Annotated in this window: 13 protein-coding genes and 2 tRNA genes; 8 read left to right on the top strand and 7 right to left on the bottom strand. The window is 69.7% G+C overall.

Annotation, left to right across the window (positions count from 1 at the left end; genetic code table 11):
• The first annotated feature begins 14 nt into the window (after positions 1 to 14).
• Positions 15 to 680 (top strand): hypothetical protein, encoded by a 666-nt coding sequence (locus D9599_RS06245; RefSeq protein ID WP_198380348.1) that lies wholly within the window; start codon positions 15 to 17, stop codon positions 678 to 680.
• 76 nt (positions 681 to 756) lie between these two features.
• Here D9599_RS06245 and D9599_RS06240 read toward each other — a convergent pair whose 3' ends face one another.
• The 7 genes from D9599_RS06240 to D9599_RS06210 form a co-directional block, all read right to left on the bottom strand.
• Complete coding sequence (locus tag D9599_RS06240; protein WP_198380347.1) at positions 757 to 1,545, bottom strand: CoA ester lyase; 789 nt, start codon at positions 1,543 to 1,545, stop codon at positions 757 to 759.
• Positions 1,542 to 2,672 (bottom strand): CaiB/BaiF CoA-transferase family protein, encoded by a 1,131-nt coding sequence (locus D9599_RS06235; protein WP_198380346.1) that lies wholly within the window; start codon positions 2,670 to 2,672, stop codon positions 1,542 to 1,544. Before D9599_RS06235 ends, D9599_RS06240 begins: the two co-directional genes overlap by 4 nt.
• Positions 2,672 to 3,832 (bottom strand): acyl-CoA dehydrogenase family protein, encoded by a 1,161-nt coding sequence (locus D9599_RS06230; RefSeq protein WP_198380345.1) that lies wholly within the window; start codon positions 3,830 to 3,832, stop codon positions 2,672 to 2,674. The genes D9599_RS06235 and D9599_RS06230 overlap by 1 nt, the downstream gene beginning before the upstream one ends.
• An 89-nt stretch (positions 3,833 to 3,921) precedes the next feature.
• Positions 3,922 to 4,614: a DUF1045 domain-containing protein gene (locus tag D9599_RS06225; protein ID WP_232480191.1), complete on the bottom strand. Its 693-nt coding sequence runs from the start codon at positions 4,612 to 4,614 to the stop codon at positions 3,922 to 3,924.
• Entirely contained in the window at positions 4,611 to 5,750 is a 1,140-nt protein-coding gene (locus tag D9599_RS06220; protein ID WP_198380344.1) for an alpha-D-ribose 1-methylphosphonate 5-triphosphate diphosphatase, read from the bottom strand. Before D9599_RS06220 ends, D9599_RS06225 begins: the two co-directional genes overlap by 4 nt.
• Positions 5,751 to 5,873: 123 nt before the next feature.
• Positions 5,874 to 5,949, bottom strand: a tRNA-Asn gene (locus D9599_RS06215).
• A gap of 77 nt (positions 5,950 to 6,026) precedes the next feature.
• A tRNA-Cys gene (locus D9599_RS06210) sits at positions 6,027 to 6,100 on the bottom strand.
• Positions 6,101 to 6,259: 159 nt separating this feature from the next.
• Between D9599_RS06210 and D9599_RS06205 the strand changes: the two genes are divergently transcribed.
• The 7 genes from D9599_RS06205 (at position 6,260) to D9599_RS06175 (ending at position 14,201) form a co-directional block, all read left to right on the top strand.
• The gene (locus D9599_RS06205; RefSeq protein WP_198380343.1) at positions 6,260 to 6,922 is read left to right on the top strand and encodes a protein-L-isoaspartate O-methyltransferase; all 663 of its coding nucleotides are present in this window, start codon (positions 6,260 to 6,262) and stop codon (positions 6,920 to 6,922) included.
• Positions 6,923 to 7,109: 187 nt separating this feature from the next.
• Positions 7,110 to 8,579 carry a TolC family outer membrane protein gene (locus tag D9599_RS06200; protein ID WP_232480190.1) on the top strand — a complete coding sequence of 490 codons (1,470 nt, stop codon included), beginning with the start codon at positions 7,110 to 7,112 and terminating at the stop codon, positions 8,577 to 8,579.
• A 41-nt stretch (positions 8,580 to 8,620) separates the two neighbouring features.
• A complete protein-coding gene (locus D9599_RS06195) occupies positions 8,621 to 9,226 on the top strand; it encodes a DUF2497 domain-containing protein (RefSeq protein ID WP_232480189.1) in 606 nt (201 codons plus the stop codon).
• A gap of 83 nt (positions 9,227 to 9,309) precedes the next feature.
• Complete coding sequence (locus D9599_RS06190; RefSeq protein WP_198380342.1) at positions 9,310 to 12,006, top strand: valine--tRNA ligase; 2,697 nt, start codon at positions 9,310 to 9,312, stop codon at positions 12,004 to 12,006.
• A 2-nt stretch (positions 12,007 to 12,008) separates the two neighbouring features.
• A complete protein-coding gene (locus D9599_RS06185) occupies positions 12,009 to 12,194 on the top strand; it encodes a hypothetical protein (RefSeq protein ID WP_198380341.1) in 186 nt (61 codons plus the stop codon).
• A gap of 97 nt (positions 12,195 to 12,291) precedes the next feature.
• Positions 12,292 to 13,635 carry an MFS family transporter gene (locus tag D9599_RS06180; protein ID WP_198380340.1) on the top strand — a complete coding sequence of 448 codons (1,344 nt, stop codon included), beginning with the start codon at positions 12,292 to 12,294 and terminating at the stop codon, positions 13,633 to 13,635.
• Positions 13,632 to 14,201, top strand: a complete 570-nt coding sequence (locus D9599_RS06175; protein WP_198380339.1) for a transcriptional regulator — start codon at positions 13,632 to 13,634, stop codon at positions 14,199 to 14,201. The genes D9599_RS06180 and D9599_RS06175 overlap by 4 nt, the downstream gene beginning before the upstream one ends.
• The last annotated feature ends 52 nt before the right edge of the window (positions 14,202 to 14,253 follow it).

Here is a 14,253-nt window from a genome sequence, read left to right as displayed (position 1 = left end):
GGGGAGGGCTCAACATGCCGATCTACAATCTTGGCAATGGCTCCGACAAGTTCAACTCCGACACTGTTCCGGATTGGAACGGGTGGGAAGACCGCTCGGAGATCCACGGCGGCAATGGAAATGACGAAGTAATCGTGTCCGGCGTCGGCCTCGTTCTAACCGGCGACAACGGAAACGACGTCCTTATTGCCAGGGGATCAAACGAGCTATTCGGGGGGCGAGGTGCCGATCAGCTTGTTACCTTCGGAGGCGGAGGTAACGTCCTGTGGGGCGGTCCGGGAACGGACATCTTTTCCGTTAACAACCACACCCATTTTTACGTAACGAACGAACCAGAGCTTTATGAATCGACGTTGTCAGCGGGCGATAATCTCTTCGCAAGTTATGACGTGATAGCCGATTATCAGCCGGGAGAGTTACTCCGGTTGGATGCAACGGAAAATATTGGCACCATACCGCTGGATAGTTACCGGCCGGGGCACCAGCACCCAATCGTCCATGTCGGTGAATACGGTGCTGTGCGGGGCGACCTAGTCGATGCCCGGAACTTCGTGGTGAATGCAGAAGGCGGCGACATGCTATTCCTCTACAGTCCTCCAGACGGCAACGATGAGCAGTTTTACGGGGGTGCCGTAGTCCTTATTGGCATTACTAATCCTGATATGGTGCTGGTTGGCTGACGCGGCCTGCTCTTGAAGCAAATCCGCTTAGGGATTTCGTCTCGGCGGATCATAACTCGGCCGACGGGGCGCTGCGTTAGCCGCCTGCCCGCGCCAGGATGCGCTCCGCGCGCATCCTGACCGGCGCGTCGATCATCGCCCCGTCCATCTTAACCGCGCCGTCGCCCTCGCTCGCCAGCACGCGGCGGGCCCAGGCCACTTCCTCCTCGCCTGGGGCAAAGCCGCGGAGCGCGGGCCCCACCTGGCGCGGGTGGATGAGGAGCTTGCCGCCGAAGCCGAGTTCCGCTGCGTGGCGAGCGTCGGATTCGGTCAGCGCCTCGTCCCCGATCGCGGCCGTCACGCCGTCGAGTGGTGCGGGCAGACCCCCCAGGCGCGAGGCGAGCACGAGTTCCGCCCGCGCCGTCAGCAGCGCCTCCCGCGTATGGGCGCAGCCGAGATCGGCCGCGTAGTCCATGGAGCCAAAGGCGAGGCGCCCGGCCGCCCGCGCCAGCTCCCGCGCCCCGGCAAGGCCGCGGGCGGATTCCACCAGCGCGACCACGACGCCCTCATCCGGCAGCAGCGCGCGCAGTGTCGCCAGTGTTGCCGGATCCTCCGCTTTGGGCAGGATGATCCCGGCGAGCGCTGCGCCGGACAGCGCGGCCAGATCCTCCGCGTGCCAGGGCGTGCCCGCCGCGTTCACGCGCACGAAGACGGGCAGTGCGAGTGAGGCAGTAACGGCCGCCCGCCGCGCAGCCTCTTTCCGCTCCGGCGCAACCGCGTCCTCAAGGTCGATGATGACCGCATCCGCGCCCGAGGACGCAGCCTTCTCGAAGCGCTCCGGGCGGTCGCCGGGAACGAAGAGGGGGACGACAGGGGCGCCGTTCATGCCGCAAATTCCTCCTTGATGCGCGCCGTGTGCTCGCCGAGTGCGGGCACGGGCCCCAAAGCGCGCAGCCCGTCGCTGAACAGCGCCGGCGGCGCCGCCGCGCGCACAGGCCCGCTAGGCGTTTCCAAGGTCACGCGGCGCAGCGCCGGGTGTTGCGTGAGGGCTGCGAGGTCGTTGACGAAGCCGAAGGCGGTGCGCGCCGCGCGCAGCCGGGCCGCCGCCTCGTCACGCGTCAGGTGGGCGAAGGCGCGCGCGATGTGCGCGTCCACCACTGCACGGTTCGCGACGCGCTCCACGTTGCTGCGGAAGCCCTCGCAGCCCGGCAGGTCCGCCTCTCCGAGGAAGTCGGCGCAGAAAGCCGCCCACTCCCGCTCGTTTTGAATGGAGATGAGCACCTGCGCACCATCCGCCGTCACGAAGGCGCCGTAGGGACAGATCGAGGGATGGGCGAGGCCGACGCGCTCGGGCGCTCGTCCCGTGCCCTCGAAGTAGAGGAGCGGCACGTTCATCCAGTCGGCCATCCCATCGAAGAGCGAGACGGCAATGCCCTTGCCGCGCCCGGTAATCCCTCGCTCAATCAGCGCCTCCAGCACGGCCGCGTGGGCGTTCATCCCGCAGGCGATATCGCAGACAGAAACGCCCACGCGTCCTGGTCCTTCCGGCCGCCCCGTCACGCCGCAGAGCCCACTCTCAGCCTGCACCAGCAGGTCGTAGGCTTTCATGTCCGCGTATTCCCCGCTCTCGCCGTAGCCGGAGATATCGACGGTGATCAGGCGCGGATGTGCCTCGCGCAGCGCCACGCTGCCGAAGCCCGCGCGCGACGCGGCGCCGGGGGCGAGGTTCTGGATGAAGACATCCGCCCGCGCCAGGATGCGCCGCAGCAGCGCGAGGTCCGCCGCAGCCTTGATGTCGAGGACGACGCTTTCCTTCCCGCGGTTCAGCCATACGAAGTAGCTGGACAGGCCTGCTGCCGCGGCGTCGTAGCCGCGCGCGAAGTCGCCCTCCGAGCGCTCGATCTTGATCACCCGCGCGCCCGCATCCGCCAGCCGCACGGCACAGAGCGGCGCGGCGACGGCCTGCTCCATGGAGACCACCAGCAGTCCCGCGAGCGGTTTCGAGCCGGACATCAGAAGCTGCGCGGCATGCCGAGGATGTGCTCGGCGACGTAGGAGAGGATCAGGTTCGTGCTGATCGGCGCCACCTGATAGAGCCGCGTCTCACGGAACTTGCGCTCCACGTCGTACTCGTGCGCGAAGCCGAAGCCGCCATGGAACTGCAGGCAGGCATTCGCCGCCTCCCAGGACGCCTTGGCCGCGAGGTACTTCGCCATGTTCGCCTGCGCCCCGCAGGGCTGGTTCGCGTCGAAGAGGCGGCAGGCCTCGAAGCGCATGAGGTTGGCCGCCTCGACCTCGATGTAGCTCTCCGCGATCGGGAACTGCACGCCCTGGTTCTGGCCGATAGGGCGGCCAAAGACGGTCCGCTCCTTCACATAGGGCACGACCTTGTCGATGAACCAGTAGCCATCGCCGATGCACTCGGCCGCGATCAGTGTGCGCTCGGCGTTCAAACCGTCGAGGATGTATTTGAACCCGCGCCCCTCCTCACCGATGAGGTTCTCGGCCGGGATCTCCAGGTTGTCGAAGAAGATCTCGTTCGTTTCGTGGTTCACCATGTTGTCGATCGGGCGCACGGTCATGCCGCTCCCGATCGCATCGCGCAGGTCCATGAGGAAGATCGACATCCCCTCGGACTTCTTCTTCACCTCCGCCAGCGGCGTCGTCCGCGCGAGCAGGATCATCAGCTCCGAGTGCTGGACGCGCGAGATCCAAACCTTCTGTCCGTTCACCACGTAGCGATCGCCCTGGCGGACCGCGGTGGTCTTGATCTTCGTCGTGTCCGTGCCCGTGGTCGGTTCCGTCACGCCCATCGACTGCAGCCGCAGCTCGCCGCTCGCGATTCGCGGCAAGTAGCGGGACTTCTGCTCGGTCGAGCCGTGCCGCAGCAGCGTGCCCATGTTGTACATCTGCCCGTGGCAGGCGCCCGAATTGCCGCCGGAGCGGTTGATCTCCTCCATGATGATGGAGGCTTCCGTCAGCCCAAGGCCAGAGCCACCGTATTCCTCGGGGATCAGGGCCGCCAGCCAGCCCGCCTTGGTCAGCGCCTCGACAAAGGCGTCGGGATAGCCGCGCTCGGCATCGATCTTTCGATGGTACTCGGGCGGGAACTCGGCGCAGAGCGCGCGCACTGCCTCGCGAAGCTCGCCATGGACGTCGCTTGCTGCCTGCATGGGCGTTTCCCTTCCCTGGGCACCCGTCGCGCGGCGGGCACTTCCCCCTCATGCAGCCCTTCAAGCCAGCTTGGAAGGGGCGGGGCCGCTCAGCCCCCCAGCGGAAGCCGCTCGGCTATGAGGAAGGGCTCGCCGGGCGCCGCCTGGGTGAAGAGGCACAGTTCCGTGACCGGGCGCGGCCGGGCTGCCGCCTCACCGAGGATCGCCTCCGCCGCAGGTCGCACCAAGGCTGCCTGCTCGGGCGTCAGCCGGTGCGTCAATGTCACGTGGAAGCGCCAATCGGCGAAAACATGCGGGTAGCCCCAGCGCCGCAGGTTCTCCCGCGCCTCGGGCAGGAGCCGTTCCGGGCGTCGGCGAGCAATCTCGGCCTCATCGGGCGGGCGGCGGTGCCCGTCCAGTCGCTCCACGAGGGCATCGGCCAGCGCGTGCAGGGCGGGGCAGGGGGCGGCCTCGCGCAGGGCGATAAATCCGTCCAGCGAGGCGATCGTCAGCGGCGGCAGCTCGAAGGGTGGTGTTCCCGCCGCCAGGGCTGCCGCATCGGCCCGCAGCGCGGCGTAGCTGCCGGTCAGGTGGAAGGGCGGCTTCAACGTCGCGTGTAGCCCGTAGCGGCGGGGATCGGCCGTCAGCGCCGCGAAGTCGATGCCGGGGATTGTCGGCTGCGGCAGGCTGGCGCCCGTCTCCGCGTCCCGTCCCAGCCAGGCGCTGCCCAGCCGGTGCAGCGGGTCGTCCACGGCCGGCGCCCAGTAAAGGGCGACGCGGGCCAGCGCCTCGACGCCCATCATGCGATCCGCGCCCCCGCGCGCCAGACGGCCTCGACGATCGGTGTGTCCCCGAAGACGCGCAGGCGGACGAGGTCCGCCCGCAGCCCAGGCTCGATCCGCCCCCGGTCATCCAGCCCCAGTGCCCGCGCCGGGTTGGCCGAAACCGTCGCGACCGCTGCCGGCAGGTCCATCCCGGCCACGGACGCAAGCCGCCAGGCGGCTTCGATCATGGCAGGGGGCACGTAGTCCGAGGCGATGATGTCCACCAGCCCCTCCCGCGCCAGCTCGGCCGCCGAGACGTTGCCGGAATGGCTTCCCCCGCGCACGAGGTTCGGCGCCCCGGCAATAATCGCCATTCCCTGCTCCCGCGCCGCGCGCGCTGCCTCGAGATTTACCGGGAACTCGCTGATCGCGATCCCGTCGGCGGCGTTGCGGGCCACGAGGGCCGGATCCCAGTCGTCATGGGTGGCCAGCGGCACGTCGCCTCTGGCGAAAAAGCCGAGCAGGCGCTGCCGATTCGGCTCGGACCATTCTGCCCGCTGCGCCGTCAGCTCCGCGATCCGCCGCTCCACCGCGTCGGGTGAGGCGCCACCCTTCACCCGCATGGCACGGTAGCGGTCAGCATCCGCGTACTGGCCCACACCGGGGGTGTGATCCATCAGGCTCACCATCCGCAGAAGCGGGTGGGCGTGGTATTCCTCCAACATCGGCAACATGTCGGTAGCGGGCAGCTCGCAACGGAGGTGCAGCAGGTGCTCGGACTTCAGCACTCCGGCCGCCGTCAGCGCCGCAAGGTCGCGCACACCGTCCCTTGCGGTCTGCATCCGGCTCTCGTCGAAGCCGAGATCGCCGAGGCAGAGCGCGTCCAGCACCGTGGTCACCCCGGCCACGGCCACCTGCGAATCATGGGCCAGGAAGGCGGAGACCGAGGGCCAGCGCGCCATGCTCCGCGGCAGCACCTGGCGCTCGAGGTTGTCCGTGTGGACATCGACAACGCCGGGGATGAGGTAGTCGCCGCTCAGGTCCTCGGCGCCCGGCGCCGCGCTGCGCCCGGGCGAAACCTCGGCCACCAGCCCACCCCGCAGCACCACCGTGCCGTCCAGAACCTGGTCCGGCAGCACCAGCCGCGCGTTGGTCAGGATTGTTTCGTCTCTCATGCGCCCCTTCTGCCCGAGCGCGGCGCCGGGGCAAGTCCCCCTGGGCCGCTGCGGGGCACGGTTCACGAAACCGCAAAACGGAGAAAGGGGGATGCGCCGGCCGGCGCATCCCCCTTTCCGCAATGGCTCCCCGAGTTGGACTCGAACCAACGACCTAGCGATTAACAGTCGCGTGCTCTACCAGCTGAGCTATCGGGGATCAGGCCCGCGATCTCTTGCGGGGCGCGCCGGATACCGCGCCTTCTCTTCCTCCGCAAGGGGGGGGTGAGAAAGCGATGGAGGCCCGAGCGGGAATCGAACCCACATTCACGGATTTGCAGTCCGTTGCATCACCATTCTGCCATCGGGCCGGCACGCCCGGCCGATATCGCCCCCATCGGCCGCCGGGTCAACCCGGCTCTGCCGCGTCGCCGCGCCGCCCGCGTGCGTCGCCTGCCCACCCGTCCTTCCAACGGCGCCACGCCGCGCCTATAAACCGCCCGGTTCAATCTTGATGGGGCAGCGGCGGCATGGATTTCGCCGAGGCGCGCAAGCGCATGGTGGACGGGCAGGTCAGGCCCAACCGGGTAACAGATCCTCGGATTCTTCTGGCATTGCTGGAAGTTCCGCGGGAGCTCTTCGTCCCGCAGGCGCTCCGCGTCCGCGCCCTGGCAGACGAGGACCTGGCGCTCGGCAACGGCCGGGTCCTCCTTCAGCCGATGACGATCGCGCGGATGCTCCAGCTCGCTGCCCCCCGCCCGGGGGAGCGCGTGCTCGTGGTCTCCGCCGGGACGGGCTACGGTGCCGCGCTGCTGGCGCATATCGGCGCGCAGGTGGTGGCGCTTGAGGACGACCCGGTGCTGGCCGACCTCGGGAGCACGGCCATCGCGGCCTGCCACCTACCCCCCGGCTCGTTCCGCCGTGAGGCAGGGCTGGCGACGGCCGGCTTCCCGGCCGGGGCGCCCTTCGACCTCATCCTGGTGGAGGGTGCCATCCCCGCCGTGCCGCCCGCGTTGGTGGAGCAGCTCGCCGAGGGAGGCCGCCTGGTCACCATCCGCCAGCCGCCGGGCCGGGTCGGTGCTGCCATCCTGGGCCGCCGCGTGGGCGGCTCCTTCAGCGCGGTGGAGGCCTTCGACGTCCAGGGCACACCCCTTCCGGCCTTCACGCCGCGCCCCGGCTTCTTGCTCGCCTGAAGGAGGGGGGACCGGCGGGGCAGGGGGCCCGCGCCGGCTCCCGGCGCCGTCAACCATCCCCTAATCCCGGTAAGCCAATCCTGGCCGCGATGGACCAAGGCGGGCTAGCATCGCTGGGAATCACGACCATCCGGCCCGCTGGCGTCCCGCAAGGGTGCGCGGCGCTGCCGATCAGGGATAGCAGCCGATGACCCGCAGCCAAGCGAAGGGCCACCCGTTCCGGAAAAAGGGCAACGCCGCCCCGGCCGCAGGCGCCGGCATGCTCGGACTGGCCGTCCTGTTGGGTGCCGCAGCCATGGGCGCCGCCCCGGCCTCCGCCCAGACGCTGCAGGAGGCACTGGCCCAGACCTACGCCAACAACCCCACCCTCGCCACCGCCCGAGCGCAGCTCCGCGTGGTCGATGAGAACGTGCCCCAGGCCCTCGCCGGTTGGCGACCGAGCGTGAGCATCACGGGCAGCGTGGGCTATGCCGCAGCCAATGCGCGCCAGCGCCAGCAGGTGGCCGGCGTCGGCCGCATCGGCGTCACCAGCGATCAGGACCGAACCATCGGCAGCGTGGCCGCGACGGTCACCCAGCCGCTTTACCGCGGCGGCCGCACCGTCGCCTCCACCCGGCGCGCGGAGAATCAGGTCCTCGCCCAGCGTGCCCGGCTGCTAGCCACGGAGCAGCAGGTGCTGCAGGACACCGTGACCGCTTACGTGAACGTCATCCGCTTCCAGGAGGAGGTTCGCCTCAACCTGAACAACGCACAGGTCCTGCAGCGCCAGCTCGATGCCACCAACGAGCGCTTCCGCGTCGGCGAGATCACGCGCACGGACGTCGCGCAGGCCGAGTCGCGCCTCGCTGGCGCCCGGGCGTCCCGCGCGGATGCGGAGGGGCAGCTCCAGAACTCCCGCGCCACCTTCCTGCGCACCATCGGCATTTCGCCCGCCCGGCTGACGGCGCCGCAGCCGCTGACCCCCGCAGCCCGCAACAACCAGGATGCCGCCCAGGTGGCGGCCCTCAACAATCCCGCCGTCGTGGCCGCCCTCTTCGACGAGGCGGCGGCGCGCGACTTCATCGACGTCCAGCTCAGCACGCTGCTGCCCCAGGCCAGCCTCCAGGCCCAGGCCTTCCGCAACGATAACCAAACGCTCCTCGGCAGCCGTTCCGTCGGCGAGAGCGTGACGGCGACCGTCACCGTGCCCCTCTATCAGGGCGGCGCCGAGTACTCGCAGGTCCGTCAGGCCCGCCAGGATGCCACGCGCCTGCGCCAGGTGGTGGACGACCAGCGGCGCGCCGCTTCCTCCCAGGCCTCGACGGCATGGGAGACGCTGACCAGCGCCCGTGCGACGGTGGACAGCGTGCGCGCCCAGATCCGCGCTGCCGAGATCGCCCTCGACGGCGTGCAGCGCGAAGCCGTGGTCGGCAGCCGCACCACGCTCGACGTGCTCAACGCCGAGCAGGAACTGCTGAACGCCCGCGTCTCGCTCGTCCGTGCGCTCGCCAATGTCGTGACCGCCAGCCACTCCCTCGCTCAGGCCGTCGGCCGGCTAACGGCGCGAGACCTCGCCCTGCCGGTCGCGCTCTACGACCAGGAGGCTTATTACCGCGCAGTGCGCGAGCGCTGGGCGGGGTTGGGCGACTACGCCGTGCCGCAGCCCGTCCGCCAGTAGGCTTCCGCCTCTTCCACGCCGTCCCGAAAGAGCCAAGCACCATGTCCGCCGCCACAACCCCCGGGCAGGACCCGTCGATGGAGGATATCCTCGCCTCCATCCGCAAGATCCTGAACGAGGAGGAGGCGGCGGCCCCGCCCGCCGAGGTCCCCGCCGCTCCCGCCCCGGCGCCCGCTCTGGCCGAGGAACCATTGGTGCTGACGGAGGAAATGCTCGTGGCCCCGCCGCCCGCGCCCTCGGCCCCTGGCCCCGCCCGCCCGGCCCTGCTGGAGCCGGAGAGCCAGTCGTTCCCGCAGCCGCCGGCGCCCGCACCCCTGCCGGAGCCCGCCCCGGCCCCACCGCCTATGCCGCCCGTCCCCATGCCTCCGCCCGTCCAATCCGCGCCCGCCCCGCCTTCCGATCCCTCCGAGGGCCTCGTCGCTCCCGCGACGGCGGCCGCTGCCGCGGCGATCCTCGGCCAACTCGCGCGCACGGTTGCGGCCGAGCGCTCCGCCCCCGTGCACCGGGCCGGTCCCTCCATCGAGGATGTCGTGCGCGAGGAATTGCGGCCGATGCTGAAGGCCTGGATGGACGCTCACCTGCCTGCCCTGATGGAGCGGCTGGTGCGGGCCGAGATCGAGCGCGTCGTCAGCCGCTCCTTCGGCTAGGGCTCCCGGGGACCCCCGCGCGGGGCAGACCGGCCGCGCAGGGGCCTTGACGGCGGGCGGGCCCCCGCGCCAAGCCTCCGGCCATGCTCGACAAGACCCTCTCGCCCGCCGGCTACGAGCCGCGCCTCTATGAAGGCTGGGAGGCCTCCGGCGCCTTCACGGCGAACCCGGCCTCCGGCGCGCAGCCCTTCGCCATCATGATCCCGCCGCCGAACGTCACCGGCAGCCTCCATGTCGGCCACGCGCTCGACGTGACGATCCAGGACACGCTGATCCGCTTCCGGCGCATGCAGGGGCGCGACGCGCTTTGGCAGCCCGGCACGGACCACGCGGGCATCGCGACGCAGATGGTGGTGGAGCGCCTGCTGGCCGCCGAGGGGCTGGATCGCCGGCAGATGGGCCGCGAGGCCTTCCTCGAGCGCGTCTGGAAGTGGAAGGCCGAGAGCGGCGGCACCATCACCCGCCAGCTCCGCCGCATGGGCGCGAGCCTCGACTGGTCGCGCGAGCGCTTCACCATGGACGAGGGCCTGTCCATCGCCGTGCGGGAGGTCTTCGTCACCCTGCACCGCCAGGGCCTCATCTACCGCGACCGCCGTCTGGTGAACTGGGACGTGAAGTTCCAGACCGCCATCTCCGACCTCGAGGTGGAGAGCCGGGAGGTGAAGGGCAGCCTCTGGCATCTCCGCTACCCCGTGGAAGGCGAGCCCGGCCGCTTCCTCGTCGTTGCGACCACCCGGCCGGAGACGATGCTGGGCGACACTGCGGTGGCGGTGCACCCGGATGACGACCGCTTCCGCGACCTTGTCGGCAAGTTCCTCATCCTGCCGATCACCGGGCGCCGCATTCCGATCGTGGCGGATGTCTATTCGGACCCGGAGAAGGGCTCCGGCGCAGTGAAGATCACACCCGCGCACGACTTCAACGACTTCGAGGTGGCCCGCCGCCACAGCCTGCCCGCGCCGACGGTCCTGGACGCCGAGGGGCGCGTGAGCCTCGCCGAGATCGAAGCCGATCTGCGGGCTGTGCCCGGCGTGGCTGATCCCGCCTGGACCCGCGACCTCGCTGGCAAGGATCGCTTCGAGGCACGCAAGGCCCTCATTGCCGAACTGGAGCGCCTGGAACTGGTGGAGGCCATCGAGCCCCACACCCATGCCGTGCCGCACGGCGACCGCTCCGGCGTGCCGATCGAGCCGCGCCTGACCTGGCAGTGGTACGCGGATGCCGCGACCCTCGCGAAGCCCGCGATCGAGGCGGTGGAGACCGGCCGCACCCAGTTCGTGCCGAAGCAGTGGGAGAACACCTTCTTTGCCTGGATGCGTGACATCCAGCCCTGGTGCATCTCCCGCCAGCTCTGGTGGGGCCACCAGATCCCCGCCTGGTACGGGCCCGACGGCCACTTCTTCGTCGAGCGGACAGAGGAGGAGGCCGCGGCCGCCGCCCGCGCCCATTACGGGCAGGATATGGCGCTGACCCGCGACCCAGACGTGCTGGACACCTGGTTTTCCTCCGGCCTCTGGCCCTTCTCCACCCTCGGTTGGCCGGAAAAGACGCCGGAACTCGCGCGCTACTACCCCGGCGACGTTCTGGTGACGGGCTTCGACATCATCTTCTTCTGGGTTGCCCGGATGATGATGCTCGGCATCCACTTCATGGGCGACGTGCCCTTCCGGACCGTCAACATCCACGGCCTCGTCCGCGACGAGCGCGGGCAGAAGATGTCTAAGTCTAAGGGCAACGTCATGGACCCGCTGGAACTGGCGGACGCCTATGGCACCGACGCCCTGCGCTTCACGCTCGCCTCCTTCGCGGGGCCTGGGCGCGACGTGCGGCTCGGGCGGCAGAAGGTCGAGAGCAACCGCGCCTTCGTCACCAAGCTCTGGAACGCCGCGCGCTTCTGCGAGATGAACGGCATCGCGCCCGATGCGGGCTTCGATCCCTCGGCCGTGGCGACGCCGCTCGCGCGCTGGATCATCGATGGCGCCAACGCCGCCGTGGCCGAGGCGACGTCCGCGCTCGAATCCTATCGCCTCGACGACTATGCCGCCGCCCTCTACCGTTTCACCTGGGGTGGCTTCTGCGACTGGTTCCTCGAACTCGCCAAGCCCGCCCTGATGGGGCCTGACGGCGCCGAGAAGGACGAGGTGAAGGGTGCTGCCCAGCATGTGCTAGGCGCGATCCTGCGCCTCGCGCACCCCGTCATGCCCTATGTCACGGAGGAGCTCTGGGACCGCTTCGGCTACGGGCCGGAGGGCAGCCTCATCCGCACGCCCTGGCCCACGCCTGTCGCCGTGCCGGGCGCTGAGGAGGCGCGTGCGGAGCTGGACTGGCTGGTTTCCTTCATCACCGAGATCCGCGTTGTCCGCGCCGAGGTGAACGTGCCCCCCTCCGTCACCGTTCCCCTGCTGGTGCAGGGCGCGTCCGCCGAGACGCTGGCCCGCGCCGCCCGATGGATCGAACCCATCCGCCGGCTCGCCCGTGCGACCGAGGTTCGGCCGCTCGACGGCAAGGTGCCGGAAGGCGTAGCCCAGGCCGTGGTCGGCGAGGCGACGGTAATGTTGCCACTCGCCGGCGTCGTGGACCTGGCAGCCGAGCGCACCCGCCTCGCCAAGGACCACGCGAAGGCCGAGGCCGAGGCCCGCAAGATCGCGACGAAGCTCGCCAACCCCGACTTCACCACCCGCGCGAAGGAGGAGGTGGTCGAGGAGACTCGCGAGCGCCTGCGCAGCGCTGAGGCCGAGGCCGCGCGCCTCGCCGCGGCCATCGCCCGCATTGCGGCCTGAGCGTGCGCTTCTTCGACTTCTTCGCCCTGACGGTCCTGGCGGTGGTGCCCATCCTCTGGTGCCGCAGCCGCCTGCCGCGGATCGACCGAACCCCGCCGATCACCGAGCAGGCGGCGGTTCGGCTCGGCGCCCTGTTCAGCGCTGTGCTCTGCGCGATCTACATCCTGCGCTACGTCGTCTATCGCTGAGGGGTCGCGAGCGGGGCCACGGCTGAAACCGCGCTGCTTCCGAGGGCTTTCTTGGGACAGGCGCTCCGGCGCCGTCCCCGTCCGCGCGAGATCCCCCATGCCCGAGCAGCCTGCGGCCGTCCTGGCCAATACGTCCCCCGTGGAGGAGCGAGCGGATACCCGACGCCGGGTGATGGCGATCATCGGCGGTTCCTCCGGGAACCTCGTCGAGTGGTATGATTTCTACGTCTATGCCGCGACGGCGCTCTATTTCGCCCCCGCCTTCTTTCCGGCGGGCGACCGCACCACCCAGCTCCTGAACACCGCCGCCATTTTTGCGGTCGGCTTCCTCATGCGTCCGATCGGCGGCTGGCTCTTCGGCTCGGTCGCGGACCGCTACGGGCGGCGTGCCTCCATGATGGCCTCGGTGCTCATGATGTGCTTCGGCTCGCTCATGATCGCGGTGCTGCCGACCCATGAGAGCGTCGGCATCGCGGCGCCCATCCTGCTTGTGGTGGCGCGGCTGATCCAGGGCCTTTCGGTTGGCGGCGAGTACGGCACCAGCGCAACCTATATGAGCGAGGTCGCGACGCAGCGGCATCGCGGCTTCTTCGCCTCCTTCCAGTACGTCACGCTGATCGGCGGCCAGCTTCTCGCCCTGCTCGTACTCGTGGTGTTGCAGGCGCTGCTGACGCCGGACGAGATCCGCGCCTGGGGCTGGCGCATCCCCTTCCTCATCGGCGCCGCAGCGGCGATTGTCGCGCTGTTCCTCCGCCGCGCCCTGCACGAGACGACCACGGCGGCCGAGCGCTCGAAGAGCGGCGCCGGGACGATCTCGCTGCTGCTGCAGCACCCCAAACCGCTGATTCAGGTCATCCTTCTGACCGCCGGCGGCAGTCTCGCCTTCTATACCTACACGACCTACATGCAAAAATTCCTGGTCAATACTTCCGGCTTCTCAGCGGAGCGGGCGAGTGTCACCATGACCGTGGTGCTCTTCTGCTACATGCTCCTGCAACCGGTGATCGGCGCCCTGTCGGACCGGATCGGCCGGCGCATCTGCCTCATTATTTTCGGGCTGGGCGGCGCCATCATGACGGTGCCGCTCCTTTCCCTGCTGGCGGGGGTCCAGAGCAGCACGACCGCCTTCGCCATCATCTTCGGGGCGCTCGCGGTGGTCAGCTTCTACACCTCCATCTCCGGCGTGGTGAAGGCGGAGCTCTTCCCCGCCGAGATCCGGGCCCTTGGCGTCGGGCTCGGCTACGCGATCGCCAACAGCCTCTTCGGCGGCACGGCGGAGTACGTCGCGCTCTGGTTTAAATCGCAGGGTATGGAGAGCACCTTCTTCTGGTACGTGTCCGGCTTCTGCATCCTATCCCTTCTCTCGGCCCTCTCCATGCGCGAGCCGCGGGTGCACGGCCACTTGGCGCGGGAGCAGGGTGTGGCCCCGGCTGTCCGGTGATCGTCTTTCTCGACTTCGAGGCGAGCAGCCTCGGCAAGCGGAGCTTCCCCGTCGAGCTCGGCTGGGTACGGGAGGACGGCCGGGAGGAGAGTCACCTGATCCGCCCGGCCCCGGACTGGACCGAATGGAGCGCCGAGGCCGAGGCCATCCACCGCCTCACGCGCGAGCGGCTGGAGGAGGAGGGCGAGCCCCACGGCGAGGTGGCGCGACGGATGCTGGCGGAGCTTTCCGGCCATGCCCTCTACGCCTCCGCCCCGTCATGGGATGGGCAATGGCTCAGCCGTCTCCTGCGCGCCGCCGGCCAGCCGCGCCACGCCCTGCGCCTGCGCGACACCGAGGAGGCGAGGCGCGACGCCGCCCTTGCGGCCTTCACCGCCGCGGGGGTGGAGCCTTCCCGGTGCGATCAACTTCTTGCCGGGATCCTCGCTGACATCGTCCAGGAACAGCGGGAGGCCACACCAGCCCACCGCGCGCTTGAGGATGCAAAGAGTGAGTTGCGTCTCTGGCAGGAGGCACGACGCCGGGCTGAGGAAGCGGCGCGCGGCATCGGCCGACGCCACGCTTGAACGGTGGAGATAATCTCTCGTTCAAGTAGGACGCCGGTATGCGGACGCTCGG

It is taken from the genome of Roseomonas sp. KE2513, from assembly GCF_016107305.1.
GTDB lineage: Bacteria > Pseudomonadota > Alphaproteobacteria > Acetobacterales > Acetobacteraceae > Roseomonas.
The sequence above is the reverse complement of the archived record's forward strand: the minus strand, read 5'-3'. Positions and strand labels throughout refer to the sequence as shown.